Below are 22,477 nucleotides of genomic sequence, written 5' to 3'. Positions count from 1 at the left end.
TGAAGGTGGCAGGCATCCGCCTCGCTACTTTCCTGCAAAAGCGACAGAACAAAAAAAGTTGGACGGAAAACATGACGTTTTTCCGACCAACTTTTTATTTTGGGGACTTATTGGACAGCCCCTTTTTTTGCGCGCCTTGGAATGCTATGATATAGATACAGAATAGTACAGTTGAAGTGATGGGGGTGTAACAGCTTGGAAGGCCGTGATGACGCGATTACGAAACACGAGCAGCTGCTGCTGCATATCGAAGGACTGAAGGTCGGCACGAAAATTTCCGTCCGCAAATTGGCCAGGGAAATGTCCGTCAGCGAAGGAACGGCTTACCGCGCGCTCAAGGACGCGGAAAACCTCGGCATCGTCGTGACGAAGGAGCGGATCGGCACCGTCCGGGTCGAAAAGAAGCCGCGCAACATATCCGAGCAGCTTACCTTTGCGGATGTCGTTGAAATCGTGGAAGGACATGTCCTCGGAGGGGCCGAAGGCCTGCATAAAAACCTGCATAAGTACGTGATCGGGGCGATGAAGGTGGATGCCATGGCCCGTTACATCGACGCCGGAAGCCTGCTCATCGTCGGGAACCGCGAGAACGCGCACACGCTGGCTTTGGAGCAGGGAGCAGGGGTGCTGATCACGGGCGGTTTCGGCACGAGCAAAGAGGTAAAGGCGCTGGCCGATCAGCTCAATTTGCCGATTTTTTCGTCGCGGCATGATACGTTTACCGTGGCGTCGCTAATCAACCGGGCGATTTTCGACCGGCTGATCAAGAAAAAAATCATGATCGTCGAGGATATCGTCGGCAGCAAGCCGAAAATCCACGCGCTCAAGCTGTCCAGCACGGCGGGCGAAAGCCTGGCGTTGTCCGAGCAAAAAGGCGATACGCGGCTGCCGGTCGTCGACGAATGGAACCGGGTGCTCGGCATCGTCAACCGCAGCGATCTGAGGAACCTGCCGCCGGAGCAAAGCATTGAAAAGGTGCTTGTCCGCAATCCGGTGACCGCGACGCTGCAAACCTCGCTGGCGTCGGCGGCGCAGCTGATGATGTGGGAAGGCATCGACTTCCTGCCGATCATCGACAAAAACCGCAAGCTGGTGGCCACCGTTTCGCGCAAGGAAGTGCTGCAGGCGATGCGCGACGCACGCAAGCAGCCGCAGCTCGGGGAGACGTTCGATCATTTGATCTGGAACGGTTTCGCCGATGAGCGGGACGAAGAGGGGCGGCTGTTTTTCCACGGCTTCATTACGCCGCAGATGGCGACGGATCTCGGGACGATTTCCGAAGGCATCCTGACGACGGTCATGACGCAGGCCGCGCTGCGCGCCGCGAAGGACATGACGGGCAACGATTTCGTGCTCGACAACATGTCCACCTATTTCGTGCGGCCCGTCCAGATCGAAGATCCCGTCGCCGTCATGCCGCGCCTGCTGGAGGCGAGCCGCCGGACGTGCAAGATGGAAATCGAAATGACGCACATGGACAGCTTGGTCGCCAAAGCGGTCCTGACGCTGCAGTCCATCGAACACGGCTAGGGCTGCAGGGACGGTTTTAAAAGCGCAGCAAAAAAAGCCGGACGCACCTTTATGGAGCGTCCGGCTTTTTGCGGTACGGGCCCGTTTAACCCGCGTCGTTCGATTTCATGCGCCCAAAATAGCTGCGGTTGCGGATGCCGGCAAAAATGTTGAATGCCCCGAGGACCATGAACACCGCTTCGATGATGACGGCCACCGTCGAGCCCCTGAACATGAACATGGCAATCAGCGCCAGCACGACCAGCATGATCCCCATGAAAATATTCATGACGGCTCCGTATATTCCGCGTTCCCTGGCACCTTTCGCGCGCCGTGAGCGGCTGCTGTACAGAGCCGCGCCGATGCAGGAAACGACCAGCAGCGCAAAAAGCAAATAGCGGAGGAAAATAACCATCAGTCGCTTACATCCCCTTTTAAATCCTAATGAGGATCATTGTACCATGATTCTATGGATTTCGCACTTTGACCGGATGGATTTCCACCCAGATTTGCAGCATCCCTTCCATCAGCAGCAGCGTTTTGATTTCGACGGTATATTCCTTTTCGCGGACAAGGTATATTTTTTTGTCGAGCAGCTTCCGGACGAATTTGCTGTACGTGTCGATTTCGAACACGTTCTGGCCGCGAAGCACGTCCAAATCGTCCCCGAGCTTCACGATGATGGCCTTTTCCACGACGGGATCGAGCGGGGGCTCCTGCTGCTCGCTGCGGATTTTGATCTCCCGGATGACCGTTTGCTGATGCCTGTACTTCTTTAACGTTTTAATATCGTCATCGTATTGTTGGAGCTGGCTCTCCAAGTCCTGATTCGACAGCCAGAGCAAATTGTAGCTGTTCTGAAAAATGGCGTTGTACACGACCGCGCCGACGACGGCGCCCAAAACGAATACGGCGGCGATCTGCGAAATATGGCGGTAGCGGTTGAATGGGGGGATCCTCATGGCTACTCTTTACCGCCGCAGACCCATTTTACGAGCTCGCTACCCATGTGGGCCCCCAGAAAGGCCGACAACAGAAACAAAATCTGCTTGATCGCCGGGGACAGATTTCCTCCCAAAACGTTGCTTTCGATGACCCGCATCGGATCGATCGTGCCTCCAATGGCCGCGGCGAGAGCCCAAATCTTGATCCGGTCCGCCACGTCGAGCATCGTCTGGGTGGGGGGCTGAAGGGAAATGACCGCTCCGACGCCTCCCACCATCGCCCCCCCGATGACGATGCCGAAGGCGATGAAAAAATCGAGAATCGCTTTGGATAAAAAGGTACTCATCATATCCATTCCTTTCAGAGGGGTACGGGCATACCGCCTGTCCGATGGTCTCTATTCCATTCTATGGGCGGTGCCTTGGCGTTTATGATAAAATAATATAAAGGGATGACGGTTTCCGCATCCCAAGCGGACCAAAAGGAGAAGTGTTATGAGTTCATTTGTGCATCTTCATGTGCATAGCGAATACAGCCTCCTGGATGGAGCGGCACGGATCTCGGACCTTGTCCGCGGGGCCGCCGAATACGGGATGAAGGCGCTGGCGCTGACCGACCACGGGGTCATGTACGGCGCCGTGCCTTTTTATAAAGCTTGCGTTGCGGCCGGCATCAAGCCGATCATCGGCTGCGAGGCTTATCTTACGGCCGGCTCGCGCAAGGAGCGGGGCAGCCGCAAAGACCAGCCGATTTACCATCTGATCCTTCTGGCCAAAAACGAGACCGGTTACCGGAATTTGATGAAATTGTGCTCGATCGGCCATTTGGAAGGTTACCATTATAAACCGCGGATCGACATGGATGCCTTGAAGGCCCATCACGAGGGAATCGTCTGCCTTAGCGCCTGCCTCGGCGGCGAAGTGCCTCAGCATCTTCTGCATGGACGGACGGAAGAAGCGCGCAAGGCGGCGATCCGTTACCGCGATATTTTCGGGGAAGATTTCTACCTGGAGCTTCAGGACCACGGGCTGCCCGAACAAAAGCGCGTCAACCCGCAGTTGATCGAGCTTGCGGAAGAGCTTGGCATCGAGCTGGCCGTAACCAACGACGTTCATTATTTGAAACGCGAGGACGCCGCCATGCAGGACGTGCTGATCTGCATCGGGACGGGCAAAACGATCGAGGATGAAGGCCGGCTGCAAATCCAGACGGACCAATTGTACTTAAAAAGCGGGGAGGAAATGGCCCGCTTGTTTCCGCATGTGCCGCAGGCCGTCGCCAATACGGCCGCGATCGCGGACAAATGCAGCCTCGAGCTGGAATTCGGGCGGTCCATTCTCCCGGAATACCGGCCGCTGCCCGAAGGCATGGATTCGGCCGCGTATTTGCGCAGCCTGTGCCGCCAAGGCCTGGCCAAACGCTATGAAAAAACGGAGATGTGGACCTCGCCCGAAGGCCGGGAGGAGCTGGACAAACGCCTGGACTATGAGCTCGGCGTCATCGAAAGCATGGGCTTCAGCGATTATTTCCTGATCGTATGGGATTTTATCGCTTACGCCCACAGCCAGGGCATCGTGACGGGGCCCGGCAGGGGATCCTCGGCAGGCAGCCTCGTTGCGTACGTGCTTGAAATCACCAATGTCGATCCGATCAAATATCATCTTCTCTTTGAACGATTCCTGAATCCGGAACGCGTGACGATGCCGGATATCGATATCGATTTCAGCGACGAGCGGCGCGACGAGGTCATCCGCTACGTCGCCGACAAATACGGCCACGAGCATGTGGCCCAAATCATTACGTTCGGCACGATGGCGGCGCGGGCAGCGGTGCGCGACGTCGGCAGGGCGCTCAACGTGCCTTACGGGGAAGTGGACAAGGCGGCCAAGCTCATCCCGTCCGCGCACGGCATCAGCATCAAGCGGGCGCTCGAGATGAGCGGGGAGCTGCAGGCTTACGCGCAGCAAAACGCGAAAATCCGCGAATTGCTCGACATGGCCATGAAGGTGGAAGGGATGCCCCGCCATGCTTCGACACACGCCGCGGGCGTCGTCATATCGCGCGATCCGCTCACCGATGCGGTGCCGCTGCAGGAAGGCAGCGAACAAGCGGCGCTGACGCAGTATTCGATGGAAAACCTGGAGAGCATCGGGCTGCTCAAAATGGATTTTCTCGGACTCCGGACGTTGTCCATCATCGAACGCTGCATGAAATGGATTGGGGAAATGACGGGAGAAGTCCCGGATTTCCAAAGCATTCCCGACGACGACGAAAAAACGTACGACATGCTCGGAAGCGGGGAAACGACGGGGATCTTCCAGCTGGAATCGGCCGGCATCCGCAGGGTGTTGAAGGAGCTGAAGCCTTCCGTTTTCGAGGACATCATTTCGGTCGTGGCGCTGTACCGCCCGGGTCCGATGGAGTTTATTCCGAAGTTCATCCAGTCCAAGCATGGCTTGGTGGACGTCGATTATCCCCATGAGGACCTGAAGCCGATTTTGAGCGATACCTACGGCATCATCGTGTACCAGGAACAAATCATGAAAATCGCCTCGCTGATGGCGGGCTTTTCGCTCGGGGAGGCGGATTTGCTCCGCCGCGCCGTATCGAAGAAAAAACGCGAGGTGCTGGATCAGGAGCGAAGCCATTTCGTCGCCGGCAGCTTGAAGCAGGGATACAGCGAGGAGGACGCAAACCGCGTCTACGACATGATCGTGCGCTTCGCGGATTACGGCTTTCCGCGCGCCCACGCCGCGGCCTACGCGGTGCTCGCGTTCCAGACGGCATACCTGAAGGCCCATTACCCGGTGCAGTTCATGGCATCGATGCTGACGGCCGTCATGGGCAGCCACCGCAAAGTCGCGGAATACGTGCTCGAATGCCGCCGGATGAACATCGAGGTGCTGCCGCCGGACGTCAACGAAAGCGGCGTGCTTTTTACGCCGGTCGCGGGCGAAGCGGGTTCGCAGCACGGCCCGGGCCATATCCGTTTCGGGCTGGGGGCCATCAAAAACGTCGGCACGCAGGCCGTCGAAAACATGATGCTCGTCAGGGAAGAAAAACCTTTCGAAAGCCTGCTGGATTTCTGCCGTCGGATCGACCTGCGGGTGTGCAACAAGCGGGTGATCGAATCGCTCATCCAGGCAGGCGCGTTCGATTCGCTGCCCGGCCATCGCGCCCAGCTGCTCGCCATGCTCGACGAAACGGTCGAAGCGGCGGTGAAATGGCGCAAGGAGCGCGAAGATTTGCAGATCCAGCTGTTTGATTTTGTCGAGACGCCGAACTGGGATATCGAATATCCCGACATCCCGCCGTTTTCGGCCGGACAGCAGCTGGAGCTCGAACGGGAGCTGCTCGGCCTGTATTTGTCCGGCCATCCGCTCGACGATTACGATGCGGCGCTGGACGTTCCCGGCGTCGACCGCCTGATGGACCTGGCGGAGGCGGCCGACGAATCGCAAACGATCGTCGCCGCCATGGTCATTTCGGTCAAAACCATTACGACCAAGCAGGGAAAAGCGATGGCCTTCATGGAAGTGGAGGACCAGATCGAGCGCTGCGAAGTGGTGCTGTTCCCGGAAGTGTGGAGGCGCTGCTCGCAGCATGTCGGCAAAGGGGCGCTGCTGGCGCTCCGCGCCAAGGTCCAGCAGCAGGACGAGGGCTTCAAGCTGCTGGCCGAGGACGTGCTGCCGCTGGACGAAGCGGCGCTCGCGCAGCTGGCGAGACGTTCCCGGGCCAAGTCCGCCCCGGCAAAGAGCTATTTCCGGCCGGAACGAAAGCCGGCGCCCGCCCCCGGGGAGCCGCGGACCGGCGGCGCCGCTCCGGACAACCGGCCGGCTGTACCGGGGCAGGGGAAAACCGCTTCGCAGCGCGTATTCGTCAAAATTACGCCGCAGACGGAGCAGAATCCCGACCTGCTTGTCCGCTTGAAGGTGCTCCTGCAGGAGCATCCGGGCCCGGCGCAGACCGTGCTGTTCTATGAACAAAGCCAGAAGCTGCTGGCTTTAAGCGACGCTTACCGGATCGACCCTTCGTCCGGGCTCATTGCCGAGATGGAGCGGATGCTCGGCGAAGGGACGGTCCGGATCAAATAATTAAACATTCGGTCAACGGGACCATGCGTCTTCCGCCGTCTTCCGATCAGGCGCTGCCCGGGTCGGCCGATGTCCCGCTTGCGCCGGCGTTCACCCCAATTTTACGAACGTTTCCGGACGTTTCCGCATACACTTAGAAACACCCTTTTGGGGACAACATTTTGAAGCGCCGGGAGCTTTTTTTTCGAAAATCGGGCCCCGGCGGCGTATGCGGGGGGAATGACGGATGTCGTATGAAGCAGCGGTAGCCATGCTGAACCGGCGTGGAGTCAAGGTCGAGGACATTGCGGAGATCGTGCTCCAGCTCCAACTGGCTTACCACCCTCTTTTGACGGTGCAGGATTGCATCGAAAGCGTCAAAGCCGTGCTTGGGAAGCGGGAGGTGCAGTATACGCTTTTTACGGGGATCGCCCTCGACGAGCTGGCGGAGCAAAGGCTGCTGCCTCAGCCGCTTCAGGCCATCATGGAGGCGGATGAACCGTTGTATGGCGTCGACGAGACTTTGGCTGTCGGCATCACCAACGTGTATGGTATGATCGGATTGACGAGCTTTGGATATTTGGATAAAGAAAAAAACGGGATCATCGCGGAGCTGAACGATAAAAAGGGCGAAATCCACGTTTTTTTGGACGATCTGGTGGCAGGGCTTGCCGCGGCGGCGTCGGCCCGCATCGCCCACAGGCATGAAGGCGCCAAAACATATCCCGGCTCCGGCCTGTCCGGCTCCTGAAACAAGCCCGGGCCTTTCGACGCCCCTTGATCCGCCGAACCGTTCTTTCTTGCGGGAAAAAACAGAGTTATGTTATCATTGTTTCATTATGCGGGCTAAAGAAACATGAGATTAGGGGGCTGACGAAAGGCATGTGGACGGTCATCTATATCGCGCCAACCGCGAAGGTTGCGGAAATGATCCAGGCCAAGCTAACCGAAGAAGGATTTTTGGTGAAAAGCCGTCCGGTCAACTTATCCAAGCAGCAATTTGAAATTCTGGTTCCCTCCGGGGAGCTGGAGGAAGTCCAGGAAGTGCTGAATTCTATATTGCATCCTTAATCTCCCGGGATAAATGTAAACGGCGTTTCAGATTGGTTGAACGATTGATGCGGCTGAGTAAATAAACGGCTGGAGAGGTGTAGTTGTGTTTAAAGACTTGTTTCAGAAAAAAAGGAAGTACGCGACCATTCCTTCAGATCGTGTAGGAAGAGGCGGCGAGCCTGGCGAAAGCGAGAGACCCCGGCGGGAAGTTCCCGAAGGGCTCATGAATAAATGTCCGAAGTGCGGTACGATTCAATACAGCAAAGAGCTGGAGAAAAATTTGAAGGTTTGCCCAAGCTGCGGGTACCATATGCGCCTGAACGCCATGGAACGGATCCATATGCTTCTGGACGAAGGAAGCTTTCAGGAATTTGACGGCGGCATGGTATCGGTGGATGAGCTGGAATTCCCGGGGTATGCGACGAAGCTGGAGCAGCAGAGAATGAAGTCCGACCTGCGCGAGGCGGTCGTTACCGGGCAAGGAACGATCGATGAACTGCCTGTTGTCGTGGCCGTCATGAGCTTCGATTTCTTTTCCGGCAGCATGGGCTCCGTCGTCGGCGAAAAAATTACGAGGGCCGTGGAAGTCGCGACGGAGAAAGAACTGCCGCTCATCATCTTTTCGACCTCAGGCGGGGCCCGCATGCAGGAGAGCATCCTCAGCCTGATGCAGATGGCGAAAACAAGCGCTGCCCTGGCGCGTTTCAACGAAAAGGGCGGTCTATACATTTCCGTGATCACGGATCCTACGTTTGGTGGTGTTTCCGCCAGTTTTGCGATGCTTGGCGACATCATCATTGCAGAACCGGGAGCACTATTTGGTTTTGCGGGACGGATCGTTATCGAACAGACCATCCGCCAGAAGCTGCCGGATGATTTTCAGACCGCGGAATTCAACATGGCCCACGGCCAGCTCGATCTGGTGGTCCATCGCAAAGAGCTTCGTTCCATGCTGTACAAGCTCCTTGAGATGCACAGCGTGAAAGGGGGGGACTAAGTGGCGGGAGAATTGCCTTTTGAAAAACCCCTTGTCGAGATGCGGCAAAAAATCAACGAGCTGAAGCAGTTCGGACAGGACAAGGGGATCGACTTTACCGACGAAATTTCAAGGCTGGAAGAACGTTATGCGGAGCTGGAACACGAAATTTATTCCAACATTTCTCCGAGTCAGAAAATGCATGTGGCCAGACATCAGCAGCGTCCGACCTCGCTTGACCTGATTCAGCTTATTTTTACCGATTTCATCGAGCTCCACGGCGACCGGCTGTTCGGCGACGATCTTGCCGTCGTTGGCGGTCTCGCCAAGCTGGACGGAAAACCGGTGACGGTCATCGGCCAGCAGCGGGGCAAGGATACCAAGGATAACATTGCCCGTTTCTTCGGCAGCGCGCATCCGGAAGGGTTCCGCAAAGCGCTGCGGCTGATGCAGCAGGCAGACAAATTCAAACGCCCGATCATTACGTTCGTCGATACCAAAGGCGCGTATCCGGGCAATACAGCAGAAGAGAGGGGACAATCCGAAGCGATCGCCCGCAATTTGCGGGATATGGCCGCGCTCGGCGTTCCCGTCATTTGTGTGATCATCGGCGAAGGTGGAAGCGGCGGTGCTCTTGCTTTGGCCGTAGGCAACCGTGTGCTGATGCTTGAGCATGCCATTTATTCGGCGATTTCGCCGAACGGAGCCGCGTCGATTTTGTGGAAGGATGCTTCGAAGGCCGATCAGGCCGCCGAGGCGATGAAAATTACGGCCAAGGACCTGCTTGGATTCGAAGTGATCGAAGAGATCGTTCCCGAGCCGGTCGGAGGCGCCCACAAAAACTACGAATGGACGGCTTCGGCGATCAAAGAGGCGCTGATCCGGCATTTGGAGGAATTGTCCGGCATGGACAGCGAAGCTTTGAAAGAAGACAGATACCGGAAATTCCGCAAAATCGGAAAATTCGCATTTGAGCAATCTTCGGCTGCCACAGCAATAGAATAGGCACTTCTTGTCAAAGATAGATATGACAAAGTTCCTATACAAAGCCTTAAATTTGTAGTAAATTAAGTTTTTGGTTATAGATGTTTAGGATAGAGAGATTTTTTATGAAAAACGGAGGAGACCCAAATGCGCAAAACTAAAATCGTATGTACCATCGGACCTTCAAGCGAATCGTTGGAAAACACAAAAAAACTGATTCTCGCAGGCATGAACGTCGCCCGTCTGAACTTCTCGCACGGCGATTTCGAGGAGCACGGCAACCGGATCAAAAACATCCGCCAGGCTGCCAAGGAGCTTAACAAAACCGTAGCGATCCTGCTGGACACGAAAGGTCCGGAAATTCGCACGGGCAAACTGGCCGTAGAGCCGATCGAGCTTGTTCAAGACGAATACATCACGCTGACGACGGAAGAAATTCTGGGAGACAAGGACCGCATCTCCATTACTTACAAGGACCTGCCTAACGACGTGGAAGTCGGTTCCACCATTTTGATCGACGACGGTCTGATCGGGCTGACGGTTGTCGGCATCGAAGGCACCGAGATCAAATGCCGCATCGTCAACGGAGGCACCATCAAATCCAAGAAGGGCGTTAACGTGCCGGGCGTGGCGATTTCCTTGCCGGGAATCACGGAAAAAGACGCCAACGATATCGTGTTTGGGATCGAGCAGGACATCGATTTTATCGCAGCCTCCTTCGTCCGCAAAGCAAGCGACGTTCAAGAAATTCGCGATTTGCTGGCCAAGCATAACGCAAGCCATATCAAAATCATTTCCAAGATCGAGAACCAGCAAGGCGTGGACAACCTCGACGAAATTCTCGAAGCTTCCGACGGTTTGATGGTTGCCCGCGGCGACCTCGGCGTCGAAATTCCTGCGGAAGAAGTGCCTTTGGTGCAAAAACGCATGATCGAGAAATGTAACCTTGCAGGCAAGCCGGTCATTACCGCGACGCAAATGCTGGATTCCATGCAGCGCAACCCGCGTCCGACCCGCGCCGAAGCGAGCGACGTGGCCAACGCCATTTTTGACGGCACCGACGCCATCATGCTTTCCGGCGAAACGGCTGCAGGGAAATATCCGGTAGAATCCGTGCTGACGATGTCCCGCATCGCGGAAAAAGCGGAGTCCGCGCTGAATTACCGCGAAATTTTCCTGAAGCAAAGAATCGCGCAGGAAACGACCGTGACGGAAGCGATCAGCCAATCGGTGGCGATCTCTGCGCTCGATTTGAACGCAAAAGCGATCATTTCTTCCACGGAATCCGGCTTGACGGCCCGCGTCGTGTCCAAATACCGTCCGCAGGCTCCGATCATCGCCGTAACGACCAAAGAGCGTACGCTTCGCCAACTGGCTTTAACTTGGGGCGTAACGCCGATCCAAGGCAAAACGGCAAGCTCCACGGACGAAATGTTCGAATACTCCCTGAAGGGCGGATTGGAATCCGGCCTGGTAAAACCGGGAGATCTGGTTGTCATTACCGCGGGCGTTCCGCTTGGACAATCCGGTTCGACGAACCTGGTGAAAGTAAGCCAAATCCCGAACGAGTAAGCTGCCGGGGTTTTAGAAAATACCGTATGACCGTTTGAAAAGCTGTGCAGGACGATTCCTGCGCAGCTTTTTTTGTGGTTCCGGGAAGCCTGGGTATTATTGAATAATATGGAGATGAAATGGAACAAAATACCTAACGGGCGCTGTTTCAGGGGTGTCTTTTGCCGCAAATTCGAGAGTTGCGAAGCCCTATGTTATACTGGAAACAATGCATGAATTTTCAAAGAAGGGACTTTGGCAGACATGGGAAAAGACATGGGAGACAAGCTCAGCCGTTGGTACCGCACGACCATCCGGGTTCGCTATCAGGAAAGCGACCAGATGGGCGTCGTCTACCACGCCAATTACTTGAACTGGTTTGAGATCGGACGGACCGAAATGATCCGCGAGCTTGGCATTACATACCGTAGCATGGAGGAGCAGGGGGTGTTGCTGCCCGTCACGGACCTCGACATGAAATTCAGCCAGCCTGCCCGCTATGACGATGAAATTACGATTTTTACGCGGATGACCTCCTTTTCGAAATTGAGGATCAAATATGCATACGAGGTAAGAAGGCTTTCGGCCGAGGAACGCGGCGGATGGGACGCCATGGCCTGCGCAGAGGGGCAGGAGCTGCCCGGAGAGCTGCTGGTGTCGGGTTCGACGAGCCACGTATGGGTAAGCCGCGAATGGCAGCCCGTCAGGCTGGACAAAAGCGCTCCGGAGCTTTATGCCGCATTGGAGAGGGCGCTCGCCAGGGGAGGCGTTTCGTAATGTGGAAATGGCCGCTTGCCGTGTTGATCGTCGTGGCTGCCGAAATTTACGGCTTTGACCTGGTGGCAAGCCGGGTCGGAGCCGGCAACACGTTCCTGTTAACCATCGTAACCTCCGTCATCGGGATGGTCATGATGCGTTTCGAAGGGCGCAAGGTGCTGGAAGATTCGCGCGCCCGGATCAACGCCGGGCAGGTCCCGGGGAGAAACCTCGTCGACGGGTTATGCGTGTTTATCGGGGGGGTTTTGCTGGTCGTTCCGGGGTTCCTTACCGACATCGTGGGCTTCACGATGGTGTTCCCGCTGACCCGCCCGCTGTACCGTTTCCTGATCCTGAGATGGCTCGAGCGGAAAATGAAAGACGGAAAAATCACGATTTATCGCCGTTAAATGCAGCCTTTGGCTGCATGATAAAAATTATTTTATGTGTCTGATAAAACAATTTGATGCTCTTATCGGGGGCGCTTATGTTCACATATCCGACAAAATACTTTATGATAATAGTGATTCCATTACTTGGCGCCCTTCATTGTCAGGTAGAATGGCGGACGGCCGTCTTTTTTCTTTCGAATAAAATGTAAATGTTTTCACGGCTCGTTTGATCCGTTTTAAAATCCGTTTTACAAAGGAGAGATGTACGATGACAGCTACGAAAGGCCTTGAGGGAATTGTCGCCGCAGCTTCTTCCATCAGTTCGATCGTGGACGGTGTGCTCACATACCGCGGTTACAATATCGATGACCTTGCGCAGAACGCAAGTTTTGAAGAAGTAGCCTATCTGCTGTGGTTCGGAAAGCTGCCTAACGAGGCAGAACTGAAACAGCTCCAACAGGATTTAAGCAACGAAGCTACCATTCCGGATCAAGTCATCCAGCAAATGAAATCATATCCTAAAGATACAAACACGATGGCTGCTCTCCGTTCGGCGGTATCGGCACTTGCCTTGTACGACGCGGAAGCCGATGACATGAGCCGTGAGGCGAACGAACGCAAGGCGATCCGCCTTCAGGCGAAGCTGCCTACCGTCATCGCCGCGCTGGCGCGCATTCGCGACGGCAAGGAGCCGGTGGCGCCGCTGGCCGGGGCGTCCATTGCCGAAAACTTCCTGTACATGCTGAGAGGCGAAAAGCCGGAAGAGGTTTCGGTGAAAGCATTGGATCAGGCGCTTGTGCTGCATGCGGACCATGAGCTGAACGCATCCACGTTTGCCGCGCGCGTAACCGTGGCTACGCTTTCAGACATCTATTCCGGCGTGACTTCGGCGATCGGCGCTTTGAAGGGGCCGCTGCACGGCGGAGCCAACGAAGCCGTCATGAAAATGCTGAACGAAATCGGATCGATCGAAAACGTGGAGCCGTACATCATGAACAAGCTGGAAAACCGCGACAAGATCATGGGCTTCGGCCACCGCGTCTACAAAAACGGCGATCCGCGCGCGAAGCATTTGCAAAAAATGTCCCGCGAGCTCGGCGAAATGAAAGGCGATACGCGGCTGTACGAAATGTCCGTCAAGATCGACGACCTGGTCACGAGCCAAAAAGGTTTGCGTCCAAATGTGGATTTCTACTCCGCTTCTGTGTATACTCAGCTAGGGATCAATCACGAGTTGTTTACTCCGATTTTTGCCATCAGCCGCGTGTCCGGATGGACCGCGCACATTCTCGAGCAATACGAGAACAACCGGATCATCCGTCCGCGTGCCGAATACGTCGGTTTGACCGATCAGAAATACGTGCCGGTGGAACAACGCGCTTAACGGGCAAAAGATGATGCAGGGGACCGAAGCGCCGCATGCCGCGCGTTTTCGGAGCCCCTATGCGGCTGTCTATGGATCCAGAAATCATGTTTATGAAAACGAAGGAGGATGTTCATAATGAAATTGGAAAAGTTCGCACTTCCTACCGAGGGTGAAAAAATCGAAATCGTAAACGGCAAGCTCCAGGTGCCTAACAACCCGATCATTCCTTTTATCGAAGGGGACGGCACCGGCCGCGACATCTGGAAAGCATCGAAACGCGTTTTGGACGCTGCGGTGGACAAGGCTTACGGCGGCTCCAAAAAAATCGCGTGGTATGAAGTATTCGCCGGCGAAAAAGCTTTTAATACATACGGAGAATGGCTGCCGAACGATACGCTGGAAGCCATCCGTGAATATATCGTTGCCATCAAAGGACCTTTGACTACGCCGATCGGCGGCGGCATCCGTTCCCTGAACGTGGCGCTTCGCCAAGAGCTCGACCTGTACGTCTGCCTGCGTCCTGTGCGTTATTTCAACGGCGTGCCTTCGCCGGTTAAGCATCCCGAGCAAGTCGACATGGTTATTTTCCGTGAAAATACCGAAGATATTTATGCAGGGATCGAATACAAAGAAGGCTCCGAAGAAGTGAAAAAGGTCATCAAATTCCTTCAGGAAGAAATGGGCGTCAACAAAATCCGCTTCCCTGAAACTTCCGGTATCGGCATCAAGCCGGTTTCCTCCGAAGGCTCCAAGCGCCTCGTCCGCGCCGCGGTCGAATATGCGATCAAACACGGCCGCAAGAGCGTTACGCTCGTTCACAAAGGCAACATCATGAAATTCACCGAAGGCGCGTTCAAAAACTGGGGCTACGAAGTGGCCGAGCAGGAATTCGGCGATAAAGTGTTCACTTGGGCCCAATACGACGCCATCAAAGAAAAAGACGGCGTAGACGCCGCAAATGCCGCTCAAAGCGCTGCGGAAGCCGAAGGCAAAATCATCGTGAAGGACGCGATTGCGGACATCGCCCTGCAGCAAGTGTTGACTCGTCCGACCGACTTCGACGTTATCGCTACGCTCAACCTGAACGGCGACTACCTGTCCGACGCGCTTGCGGCCCAAATCGGCGGCATCGGCATCGCTCCGGGCGCAAACATCAACTACGTAACCGGCCATGCGATTTTCGAAGCTACGCACGGCACGGCTCCGAAATACGCGGACAAAGACGTGGTGAACCCTGGATCCGTTATCCTGTCCGGCGTTATGCTGCTTGAGCACCTCGGATGGCAGGAAGCGGCCGACCTGATCTACAAAGGCATGGAAACTTCGATCAACAACAAAACCGTTACTTACGACTTTGCCCGCCTGATGGACGGCGCAACCCAAGTGAAATGCTCCGAGTTTGCAGATGAAGTCATCAAAAACATGTAGGAGTGAGGTACATGGCATTAGCACGTAAAAAAATTACGGTTGTAGGCGCCGGGTTCACCGGCGCGACTACGGCTTTAATGCTGGCTCAAAAAGAACTAGGAAACGTGGTATTGCTGGATATCCCTCAATTGGAAAACCCGACGAAAGGCAAAGCGCTCGACATGCTCGAAGCGAGTCCGGTGCAGGGCTTCGACAGCCAGATTATCGGCACTTCGAACTACGACGACGCGGCCGGCTCCGACATCGTCATCATCACGGCCGGCGTAGCCCGCAAACCGGGCATGAGCCGCGACGATCTCGTGAACACGAATGCGGGCATCATGAGATCGGTTTGCGAAAACGTAAAAAAGGTCGCTCCGGAATCGATCGTCATCATCCTGAGTAATCCTGTGGACGCCATGACGTACGTCGCGTACAAAACGCTCGGTTTTCCTAAAAACCGCGTCATCGGCCAATCCGGGGTGCTGGATACCGCCCGTTACTGCACGTTTATCGCGCAGGAGCTGAACGTATCCGTGGAGGACGTTCGCGGCTTCGTGCTTGGCGGACACGGCGACGACATGGTCCCTCTCGTTCGTTATTCGAACGTCGGCGGCATCCCGATCGACAAGCTGATCCCTGCGGACCGCATCGAGGCGATCGTGCAGCGGACCCGCGTGGGCGGCGGCGAAATCGTCAACCTGCTCGGCAACGGCAGCGCATATTATGCGCCTGCGGCTTCCCTGGTCCAGATGGCCGAAGCCATCCTGAAGGACAAAAAACGGATCATTCCGGTCATCGCTTACCTCGAAGGCGAATACGGCTACAACGATTTGTTCCTGGGCGTTCCCGCGATTCTCGGCGGCGACGGCATCGAAAAGGTGTTCGAGCTGGAGCTGACGGCCGAAGAAAAAGCGGCGCTCGACAAATCGGCAGATTCCGTGCGCAGCGTCATCGCCGTGGTGAACGCGTAACGGACCGCTTGCAAAGCATGCATCATTTTTAAGAAAACCTCTAATTTTGTTCACGATTTAGAGGTTTTCTTTTCTTTTGGTTGGTGTAAAATGATATTGAGTGTAATCTAAATCATAGACACTAGTGGAGGGATATTGTTCATGGCAATGGTAATGTTATTCATACATATTATTGGCGCCGCTGCTCTGGGATTTTATTTGATTTTGCCGTTCGTCGTCGGAAAAGTGACCAAATTGTCCCTGTCTGCCCAGGAAGGCAGCGCGACGGCCATCCGCGGATTAAACACGTACGCGCAAATCGCGCTGATCATTCAATTGCTTACCGGCGGATATTTGATGAGCCAAGGGGAATACTCCGTGCCTTGGATGATCGTTGTCGTTATTTTGTTCCTGGCGATCGGAGCGATCAGCGGCATGATGGGCAAACCGCTTCGTCTTGCCGTGGACGGGATTAAAAATAACCGCGACATTTCGGTCGAAACCGGAAAAATCCGCACGCTCAGCGCGTTGCTGGCGATTTGCGTGCTTGTGATGCTGTTTTTCATGGTGTACAACCACATCATCTAACTCGAACTAACTTGCTGAAATAAACGAAAACCATCCTTCCGTGGCGGGAAGGATGGTTTTTTTCGGTGTTTATTGATCCGGATCATAGGGTAAGTAAATAGCGTCGGACGAATAAAGGGTTTGTTTTACTTGCATCCTAATATGGGAATGGTATCCTGTGTGCCAGAAATGGACCCAAAGCCAAGATCAGCACGGAAAGGAGCATGAATCATGTCAGGAAATCAGCAAAGCAAACAAACAATGCCTCCCCAGCACCAGAACCAACAGCCGGGGATCGAATCGGAAATGAATCCGCGGCCGAAATACGAGCCGAAAGATTACGTCGCCGCCGGAAAGCTGAAGAACAAAAAGGTCATCATCACCGGGGGCGACAGCGGGATCGGACGGGCCGTGGCCGTTGCGTTCGCGAAAGAAGGCGCGGATATCTCGATCGTATACCTGAACGAGCACGGAGACGCGGAGGAGACGAAACGGCAGATCGAGCAGGAAGGGCGCAAGTGCCTGCTGATTCCGGGCGATATCGGCGACGAGGCGTTTTGCAAAAACGCCGTGAACCAGACGGTGCAGGAACTGGGCGGATTGGACGTTCTGGTCAACAACGCCGCCGAGCAGCACCCGCAGCAGAAAATCGAGGATATTACGAAAGAGCAGCTGGAGCGCACGTTCCGTACGAATATATTCGGCATGTTTTTTATGACGAAAATGGCGATGCCGTATTTGAAGAGCGGCAGCGCCATCGTCAACACGGCATCGGTGACGGCCTACAAAGGCAACCCGACGCTGATCGATTACTCCTCCACCAAGGGCGCAATCGTCAGCTTCACGCGCGCCTTGTCGATGAATGTGGCGCCGAAAGGCATCCGCGTCAATGCGGTGGCGCCCGGACCGATTTGGACGCCGCTCATCCCGTCCACGTTCGACGAGCAGCAGGTAAGCCAATTCGGGGGAGATACGCCGATGAAACGTCCGGGGCAGCCGGAAGAGCTTGCGCCTGCGTACGTCTATCTGGCGTCGGACGATTCTTCCTACGTGAGCGGCCAAGTCATCCACGTCAATGGCGGGGAGATCGTCAACGGCTAATCGCGTACTCGAAAAAACAAAAAAGGTTGTGCGGATGTAAGATCCGCCCAACCTTTTTTTGCGTTCGGTTTCCGGTTTCCTTCGCAACGTTGTTCGAAAGTCACTCCGAATCCGGCACAAGCTGCGACAGCTCATCGAGCGACATGTCGAAGCTCGGAGCCATATGCTCCAGGAAATAGTCGGCTTCGGGCAGCTGAAGCTGCTTGATTTTGGCCAGGGTCTGCTCTTTGGCTACGGCGAACTCGCGATTGCCGGAAGCGACCTCCAAGGCGCATTTGAGATAGGCGTCCAGACTGTCGGCGGCTTTGACATACCCCAGCAGCCGGCGCTGCTCCTCATCGCCCGAATCTTGGCGGAACAGGGCGGCGTATTCCCCTTGAAGCTCGGGAGGAGCCATCGCCGCCAGCCGCTGCGCCGCAATGCTCTCCATTTCGCGAAAGCTCGCCAGCAGCTGGGGATTGTTATGTTTAACGGGCGTCGCGATATCGCCGGTAAATACCTCGACGGCGTCATGGTACAACGCAAGGGTGGCTGCGCGGTCCGCGTTCAAATTCCGGCCGAAATACGTGTTCCCGATCAGGCACAGCAGATGGGTTAACAGCGATACGTGGAACGAATGCTCCGCGACGTTTTCGGTTCTTGTGTTTCGCATCAGGCTCCAGCGCCGGATGTATTGCAATCGGTACAAATAAGCAGTCATCGGAAAGTCCAAAGAAATACGCTCCTTAGGTTAATAATTTAATCCAGCCTTAACATTCGGTTATTATTATACTCTTATGCCCGGACGGCGGGCTACCCGAAACGGAATGCTTTTCATTGGGAAGATTTCGGGATAGGATAAGAGAAGGAATTGATGCCAATCCATGAAAAGGAAGACATGACATGAGACCCTTTCGCATCAGGCTTACTTTGATTTTAATGGTCATGATCGGGATATCCATGGCCGGGGCGGGATTGACCATGGCCCGGGTATTCGAGAAATCCCATATATCGGCGCTGGAGGAAAACATGATCCGGGAAATCCAGCTGCTCAGCCGGACCTTCGATTTCCGCCCGACGCAAGGCGGGGACGCCATGGCTTATTATACCCGCGAAGCCAGGGAGCTGGCGGCTTTGACGGACTCCAGGGTCACTTTTATATCGAAAAACGGCACGGTCATCGGGGATTCGGAGAGCGATCCGCGGCAAATGGACAACCACGGCGGACGCGAAGAGATCGTCGATGCCGCCCGAAAGGGATCGGGGTATGCGATCAGGCATAGCTCCACGTTAAAGGAAGATATGTTGTATGTTGCGGTTCCTGTCGTAGCCGGAGACTATGACGGCTTCATTCGGCTGTCGGTCAGCCTGGCGTTCGTCGATCAGGGCGTGCGGAAGGGCTGGACGCTGATGGCCGGAGGTTTGGCCATTTTGTTCGTTGTGGCGGCGGTTGTCAGCTACCGCGTTGCGGCCGGACTGACGTCCCCTTTGGAAAAAATCACGAGAGTGGCGGGAAGGATTTCGAAGCTGGATTACGACGCCAGGGTGAGCATCACGCGAAAAGACGAAATCGGCGAGCTGGCAAAAGCGATCAACGGCATGGCCGACAGCCTGCAAAATCAGCTGCAGACGATCCGGGACAATGAGAACCTGCTGCAAAGCGTACTGGACAACATGACTACCGGCATATTGCTGGTTAACCCCGAAGGCACGGTGGCTTTAATCAATCCGGCCGCAGAGCGTATGCTGCATCTGAAAGGCGGGCAGTTAACCGGCCGTTCCGTCACGGAAATGAAGCAGTATTACGAGCTGACGCGCCTCATTCAGGACGGGATCGGGCAGCGGGATTTCATCCATGAGGAACGTATCGTCTACCAGCCGGAGGAAACGATCCTTCAACTGGACGGCGTGCCGATGTTCGGGGAGGACGACCGTTTTAAAGGCATGTTGTTCCTGCTCCAGAACATTACGGCGATCCGCCGCCTTGAGAACATGAGAAGCGAATTCGTGGCGAACGTATCGCATGAGCTGAAGACGCCGGTGGCCGCGGTCAAAGGATTTGCCGAGACGCTGCTTGGCGGAGGAGTCAAGGACGAGGAAACCGCGAGATCCTTCCTGCAGATCATCTATGACGAAAGCGAGCGGTTGAACCGGCTGATCAGCGACATTCTCGATTTGTCCAAAATCGAATCCAGGCGGTCTCCGATGGATTACGCGCCGGTTCATTTGGCTTCCTTTTGCGGATCGATCATCGATACGATGGCGACCGTGGCCGAGAAAAAAAGGATTGCGCTCCATGCCGACATTCCCGAGGAGCTGTTTATCGAAGCGGATGAAGACAAGCTGCGCCAAATTTTGCTGAATTTGCTGTCCAATGCCGTAAGCTACACGCAGGACGGCGGCAAGGTCGAGCTGAAGGTCCGCGAGCTGCAGGATGCCGAAGGAACGGAAAAGGTCGTGATCAAGGTGACCGACACCGGCATCGGCATCCCGAAAAAAGACCAGCCGCGCATTTTCGAGAGGTTCTACCGCGTGGATAAGGCGAGATCCCGAAGCTCGGGCGGAACCGGCTTAGGGCTGTCCATCGTGAAGCACCTGGTGGAGCTGCATCACGGCGATATTTCCGTGGACAGCGAACTGGGCATCGGAACGACCTTTACGGTTGAACTGCCGATGCTGCAGGAATAAAATGAATGTAAAATGGCTGCAAGCGTGGTCGTCTCTTTTTGCGTTACTTTACACAGCGTTTACAATGAAATGATACAATGGACTTGCTAAAGCAGAAACCATTGTATATGGAAGCGGGGGTACATTACATGTCACAGCGTTTGCTGGTTATCGAAGACGAACCGACGCTCGCCAGATTGCTGTCCTACAATCTGACGCAGGAAGGGTATGAAGTGACGACGTCGGATCATGGGACGACCGGCTTCGAGCGCGCGGTGCAGGAGCCGTTCGATTTGATCGTGCTGGATTTGATGCTGCCGGGAATGAACGGATTCGACATTCTGGGCAAGCTGCGCGGGAAAGGCATCGCGACGCCGGTCATTATTTTGACCGCCAAAAATGCCGAAGAAGAAGTCGTCCAGGGCTTGAAGCTCGGCGCCGACGATTACATTACCAAGCCGTTCGGCGTGTCCGAGCTGCTAGCGAGAGTCGCCACGGTGCTGCGACGCGTATCGGGAGTGAAGGAGGAGGCTGCGCCGCAAACCTCGGACTCGGCCATCCGTCTCGGCAAGCTGGAGATTTTCCCTGAGAAATACGAAGTGTTGCTCGGCGGGACCAGCATCAGTTTGCGGCCGAAGGAATTTGAGGTCCTGCTTTACTTGGCGCGCAAGCCGGGCGTCGTGTTGACCCGGGACGATCTGATGAATGCCGTATGGGGCTTCGATTACATCGGCGGCCAGCGCACGGTGGACGTCCATGTCAGCTCGCTCCGCAAAAAGCTGGAGCTGGAACCCGAATCCGTGCACATCGACTCCATCCGCGGGGTCGGATATAAACTTGTCATCAACAAAGGAAGCGCTCATCATCAACCGCAATGATGGGGGCTTCTTTTTTATGGAATTTACAATCCCCGAATCCTTCCTGCATTCTCCGTTAATCCTTCCGCGGTATGATGCAGCTAAAACAGCCATATTTAGGGGGAGTCAATTTTGAGCACGCTGCACATGGAGAACAAGACAGAAAACGATCTTCATCGGCGAGGTACCGGGAGCGCACGGAACGGCCGTGCCGCAACCGCCAAAACAGCAGCGTCCATCGAATCGAAAACAAAGGGACCCGGACGGTCCGCTGCCGGATATTTGCGAGACGTGCCGGGGGTCGACCCGGACATGACCTGCAGGGAAGCTTTCGACCTGCTGAAGGAGCAGCCGCATCTTCCGTGCGTCGTGATCTGCGGGGAAGGGATGCGCCCGGAAGGACTGCTGATGAAGGAGGCGTTTTACCGGAGGCTGACCGGCCGTTTTGCCGCCGATTTGTATTTTCGCCGCCCGGTAAAGGATTTTGGCGAAAAAGAAATTCTCGCGCTGGACATCCATGACGATCCGGCCTTGATGATCCGAAGCGCTTTGGCAAGACCGGAGTCGCGATTTTACGATTGCGTGATCGTAACCGACAACGGCCGGTTCACGGGCGTGCTGACGGTGCTCGACCTGATGAAAATGTCCGGGGAGCTGCAGGAGGAAGCGGAAGAGCGGCGAAAGCATACCGTCCTTGAAAATTACGGGCATGTAAGCGGGATGGAAAAATCCTTATCCGAGGTGGAAGAGGCCGCGAACCTGACGTTAACCGAATGCCTCCGGATGAAGGAATGGACGGCGGAAGGCCGGCGGAGGCTGAACGAAGCGGGCGAATCGTACGCCGAGGCCGTAGCCCTCATGAACCGCAATCAGGAGCAGGCGGAGCGCCTCATCGAACATGCGGGGCAGATTTCCGCGCTGACGAAAGGCATCGCCGACCTGGCGGATCAAAGCGGCCTGCTCGCCATCAACGCGTCGATCGAAGCCGCCCATGCAGGCAGCCAGGGCCGGGGCTTCCAGATCGTGGCGGCGGAGGTCAGGTCGCTGGCTTCCCAGACCCGGAAGCTTGCCGCGGATATTTCGAAGCTGCTCGAATCCATCAGCGAGCTGGCCGGGGAAACCGGGACGCTGACCGCGACGGGAGTCCGCCGGATCGAGTCCGGAGCGAAGCGGTTGTCCGAGGGCAGCCGGATATTCGGGGAGCTTGAACAAGCCACGGATCAGGTCGAAAAGACGGGACAATCGGTATACCGGCTCGCCCAGGATACGGCCAAACAGGCGTTCAGCGTAAAACAGGAATTGGAGCGGACATTAGACTGAAATAGCGGGAAAAACGGAATC

21 protein-coding genes are annotated in these 22,477 nt (G+C 55.6%); 17 read left to right on the top strand and 4 right to left on the bottom strand.

Features of this window, described 5'->3' with window-relative positions:
- Positions 1-195: 195 nt before the first annotated feature.
- The gene (locus KI367_RS20380; protein WP_036707840.1) at positions 196-1,530 is read left to right on the top strand and encodes a DRTGG domain-containing protein; all 1,335 of its coding nucleotides are present in this window, start codon (positions 196-198) and stop codon (positions 1,528-1,530) included.
- 85 nt (positions 1,531-1,615) lie between these two features.
- On the opposite strand, the gene KI367_RS20375 is transcribed toward KI367_RS20380, so the two are convergent.
- From KI367_RS20375 to KI367_RS20365, 3 genes are read right to left on the bottom strand one after another with little or no spacing between them, the layout of a single operon-like run.
- The gene (locus tag KI367_RS20375; RefSeq protein WP_212951983.1) at positions 1,616-1,924 is read right to left on the bottom strand and encodes a YtpI family protein; all 309 of its coding nucleotides are present in this window, start codon (positions 1,922-1,924) and stop codon (positions 1,616-1,618) included.
- Positions 1,925-1,976: 52 nt separating this feature from the next.
- Positions 1,977-2,471 carry a sporulation membrane protein YtrI gene (locus KI367_RS20370; protein ID WP_036707845.1) on the bottom strand — a complete coding sequence of 165 codons (495 nt, stop codon included), beginning with the start codon at positions 2,469-2,471 and terminating at the stop codon, positions 1,977-1,979.
- Between the two features lie 2 nt (positions 2,472-2,473).
- Entirely contained in the window at positions 2,474-2,800 is a 327-nt protein-coding gene (locus KI367_RS20365; RefSeq protein ID WP_036707847.1) for a YtrH family sporulation protein, read from the bottom strand.
- A gap of 148 nt (positions 2,801-2,948) precedes the next feature.
- Here KI367_RS20365 and KI367_RS20360 point away from each other — a divergent pair, with 148 nt between their 5' ends.
- The 13 genes from KI367_RS20360 to KI367_RS20300 all read left to right on the top strand — a co-directional run bounded on the left by KI367_RS20360 (position 2,949) and on the right by KI367_RS20300 (position 17,633).
- On the top strand, positions 2,949-6,548 hold the full coding sequence (locus KI367_RS20360; RefSeq protein ID WP_212951981.1) for a DNA polymerase III subunit alpha: 3,600 nt from the start codon (positions 2,949-2,951) through the stop codon (positions 6,546-6,548).
- 226 nt (positions 6,549-6,774) lie between these two features.
- A complete protein-coding gene (locus KI367_RS20355) occupies positions 6,775-7,278 on the top strand; it encodes a phosphatidylglycerophosphatase A family protein (RefSeq protein ID WP_212951980.1) in 504 nt (167 codons plus the stop codon).
- Positions 7,279-7,409: 131 nt separating this feature from the next.
- On the top strand, positions 7,410-7,598 hold the full coding sequence (locus tag KI367_RS20350) for a hypothetical protein (protein ID WP_036707848.1): 189 nt from the start codon (positions 7,410-7,412) through the stop codon (positions 7,596-7,598).
- Positions 7,599-7,683: 85 nt separating this feature from the next.
- Positions 7,684-8,577 carry an acetyl-CoA carboxylase, carboxyltransferase subunit beta gene (gene accD, locus KI367_RS20345; RefSeq protein ID WP_036707849.1) on the top strand — a complete coding sequence of 298 codons (894 nt, stop codon included), beginning with the start codon at positions 7,684-7,686 and terminating at the stop codon, positions 8,575-8,577.
- Complete coding sequence (locus KI367_RS20340) at positions 8,578-9,561, top strand: acetyl-CoA carboxylase carboxyltransferase subunit alpha (protein WP_212951978.1); 984 nt, start codon at positions 8,578-8,580, stop codon at positions 9,559-9,561.
- A gap of 126 nt (positions 9,562-9,687) precedes the next feature.
- Positions 9,688-11,112, top strand: coding sequence for a pyruvate kinase (gene pyk / locus KI367_RS20335; RefSeq protein ID WP_212951976.1), 1,425 nt, complete (start codon positions 9,688-9,690; stop codon positions 11,110-11,112).
- 243 nt (positions 11,113-11,355) lie between these two features.
- Entirely contained in the window at positions 11,356-11,868 is a 513-nt protein-coding gene (locus KI367_RS20330) for an acyl-CoA thioesterase (protein ID WP_212951972.1), read from the top strand.
- Positions 11,868-12,257: an FxsA family protein gene (locus KI367_RS20325; RefSeq protein WP_212951970.1), complete on the top strand. Its 390-nt coding sequence runs from the start codon at positions 11,868-11,870 to the stop codon at positions 12,255-12,257. The genes KI367_RS20330 and KI367_RS20325 overlap by 1 nt, the downstream gene beginning before the upstream one ends.
- 250 nt (positions 12,258-12,507) lie before the next feature.
- Positions 12,508-13,623 carry a citrate synthase gene (gene citZ / locus KI367_RS20320; protein WP_212951968.1) on the top strand — a complete coding sequence of 372 codons (1,116 nt, stop codon included), beginning with the start codon at positions 12,508-12,510 and terminating at the stop codon, positions 13,621-13,623.
- Positions 13,624-13,740: 117 nt separating this feature from the next.
- Positions 13,741-15,033 (top strand): NADP-dependent isocitrate dehydrogenase, encoded by a 1,293-nt coding sequence (gene icd, locus KI367_RS20315; protein WP_036707858.1) that lies wholly within the window; start codon positions 13,741-13,743, stop codon positions 15,031-15,033.
- Positions 15,034-15,044: 11 nt separating this feature from the next.
- Positions 15,045-15,986 carry a malate dehydrogenase gene (mdh, locus tag KI367_RS20310; RefSeq protein ID WP_036707861.1) on the top strand — a complete coding sequence of 314 codons (942 nt, stop codon included), beginning with the start codon at positions 15,045-15,047 and terminating at the stop codon, positions 15,984-15,986.
- Between the two features lie 141 nt (positions 15,987-16,127).
- The gene (locus tag KI367_RS20305) at positions 16,128-16,553 is read left to right on the top strand and encodes a hypothetical protein (protein WP_212951956.1); all 426 of its coding nucleotides are present in this window, start codon (positions 16,128-16,130) and stop codon (positions 16,551-16,553) included.
- Between the two features lie 210 nt (positions 16,554-16,763).
- Positions 16,764-17,633: an SDR family oxidoreductase gene (locus KI367_RS20300; protein WP_036707864.1), complete on the top strand. Its 870-nt coding sequence runs from the start codon at positions 16,764-16,766 to the stop codon at positions 17,631-17,633.
- Between the two features lie 100 nt (positions 17,634-17,733).
- Here KI367_RS20300 and yfbR read toward each other — a convergent pair whose 3' ends face one another.
- Positions 17,734-18,333: a 5'-deoxynucleotidase gene (gene yfbR / locus KI367_RS20295; protein ID WP_052146858.1), complete on the bottom strand. Its 600-nt coding sequence runs from the start codon at positions 18,331-18,333 to the stop codon at positions 17,734-17,736.
- A 182-nt stretch (positions 18,334-18,515) separates the two neighbouring features.
- On the opposite strand from yfbR, the gene pnpS reads away from it, so the two are divergent.
- The 3 genes from pnpS to KI367_RS20280 all read left to right on the top strand — a co-directional run bounded on the left by pnpS (position 18,516) and on the right by KI367_RS20280 (position 22,456).
- Entirely contained in the window at positions 18,516-20,300 is a 1,785-nt protein-coding gene (pnpS, locus tag KI367_RS20290) for a two-component system histidine kinase PnpS (protein ID WP_212951954.1), read from the top strand.
- A 128-nt stretch (positions 20,301-20,428) separates the two neighbouring features.
- Complete coding sequence (locus KI367_RS20285) at positions 20,429-21,157, top strand: response regulator transcription factor (RefSeq protein WP_036707869.1); 729 nt, start codon at positions 20,429-20,431, stop codon at positions 21,155-21,157.
- Positions 21,158-21,268: 111 nt separating this feature from the next.
- The gene (locus KI367_RS20280; protein ID WP_212951952.1) at positions 21,269-22,456 is read left to right on the top strand and encodes a methyl-accepting chemotaxis protein; all 1,188 of its coding nucleotides are present in this window, start codon (positions 21,269-21,271) and stop codon (positions 22,454-22,456) included.
- Positions 22,457-22,477: the final 21 nt, after the last annotated feature.

Origin of the sequence: Paenibacillus cookii, from assembly GCF_018333375.1 — a bacterium.
Classification (GTDB): Bacteria; Bacillota; Bacilli; order Paenibacillales; family Paenibacillaceae; genus Paenibacillus_AQ; species Paenibacillus_AQ cookii.
Note: the sequence above shows the minus strand (reverse complement) of the source record. Positions and strands in the feature narration are given on the sequence as shown.

What these genes read in the sequence shown, in the direction of transcription:
- KI367_RS20375 (WP_212951983.1), bottom strand. Translation starts at nt 1,924, where the DNA reads ATGGTTATTTTCCTCCGCTATTTGCTTTTTGCGCTGCTGGTCGTTTCC.
- KI367_RS20305 (WP_212951956.1), top strand. Translation starts at nt 16,128, where the DNA reads ATGGCAATGGTAATGTTATTCATACATATTATTGGCGCCGCTGCTCTG.
- KI367_RS20365 (WP_036707847.1), bottom strand. Translation starts at nt 2,800, where the DNA reads ATGAGTACCTTTTTATCCAAAGCGATTCTCGATTTTTTCATCGCCTTC.
- KI367_RS20370 (WP_036707845.1), bottom strand. Translation starts at nt 2,471, where the DNA reads ATGAGGATCCCCCCATTCAACCGCTACCGCCATATTTCGCAGATCGCC.
- pyk (WP_212951976.1), top strand. Translation starts at nt 9,688, where the DNA reads ATGCGCAAAACTAAAATCGTATGTACCATCGGACCTTCAAGCGAATCG.
- yfbR (WP_052146858.1), bottom strand. Translation starts at nt 18,333, where the DNA reads ATGACTGCTTATTTGTACCGATTGCAATACATCCGGCGCTGGAGCCTG.
- KI367_RS20325 (WP_212951970.1), top strand. Translation starts at nt 11,868, where the DNA reads ATGTGGAAATGGCCGCTTGCCGTGTTGATCGTCGTGGCTGCCGAAATT.
- citZ (WP_212951968.1), top strand. Translation starts at nt 12,508, where the DNA reads ATGACAGCTACGAAAGGCCTTGAGGGAATTGTCGCCGCAGCTTCTTCC.
- KI367_RS20355 (WP_212951980.1), top strand. Translation starts at nt 6,775, where the DNA reads ATGTCGTATGAAGCAGCGGTAGCCATGCTGAACCGGCGTGGAGTCAAG.
- KI367_RS20330 (WP_212951972.1), top strand. Translation starts at nt 11,356, where the DNA reads ATGGGAAAAGACATGGGAGACAAGCTCAGCCGTTGGTACCGCACGACC.
- KI367_RS20360 (WP_212951981.1), top strand. Translation starts at nt 2,949, where the DNA reads ATGAGTTCATTTGTGCATCTTCATGTGCATAGCGAATACAGCCTCCTG.
- KI367_RS20350 (WP_036707848.1), top strand. Translation starts at nt 7,410, where the DNA reads ATGTGGACGGTCATCTATATCGCGCCAACCGCGAAGGTTGCGGAAATG.
- pnpS (WP_212951954.1), top strand. Translation starts at nt 18,516, where the DNA reads ATGAGACCCTTTCGCATCAGGCTTACTTTGATTTTAATGGTCATGATC.
- icd (WP_036707858.1), top strand. Translation starts at nt 13,741, where the DNA reads ATGAAATTGGAAAAGTTCGCACTTCCTACCGAGGGTGAAAAAATCGAA.
- mdh (WP_036707861.1), top strand. Translation starts at nt 15,045, where the DNA reads ATGGCATTAGCACGTAAAAAAATTACGGTTGTAGGCGCCGGGTTCACC.
- KI367_RS20300 (WP_036707864.1), top strand. Translation starts at nt 16,764, where the DNA reads ATGTCAGGAAATCAGCAAAGCAAACAAACAATGCCTCCCCAGCACCAG.
- KI367_RS20285 (WP_036707869.1), top strand. Translation starts at nt 20,429, where the DNA reads ATGTCACAGCGTTTGCTGGTTATCGAAGACGAACCGACGCTCGCCAGA.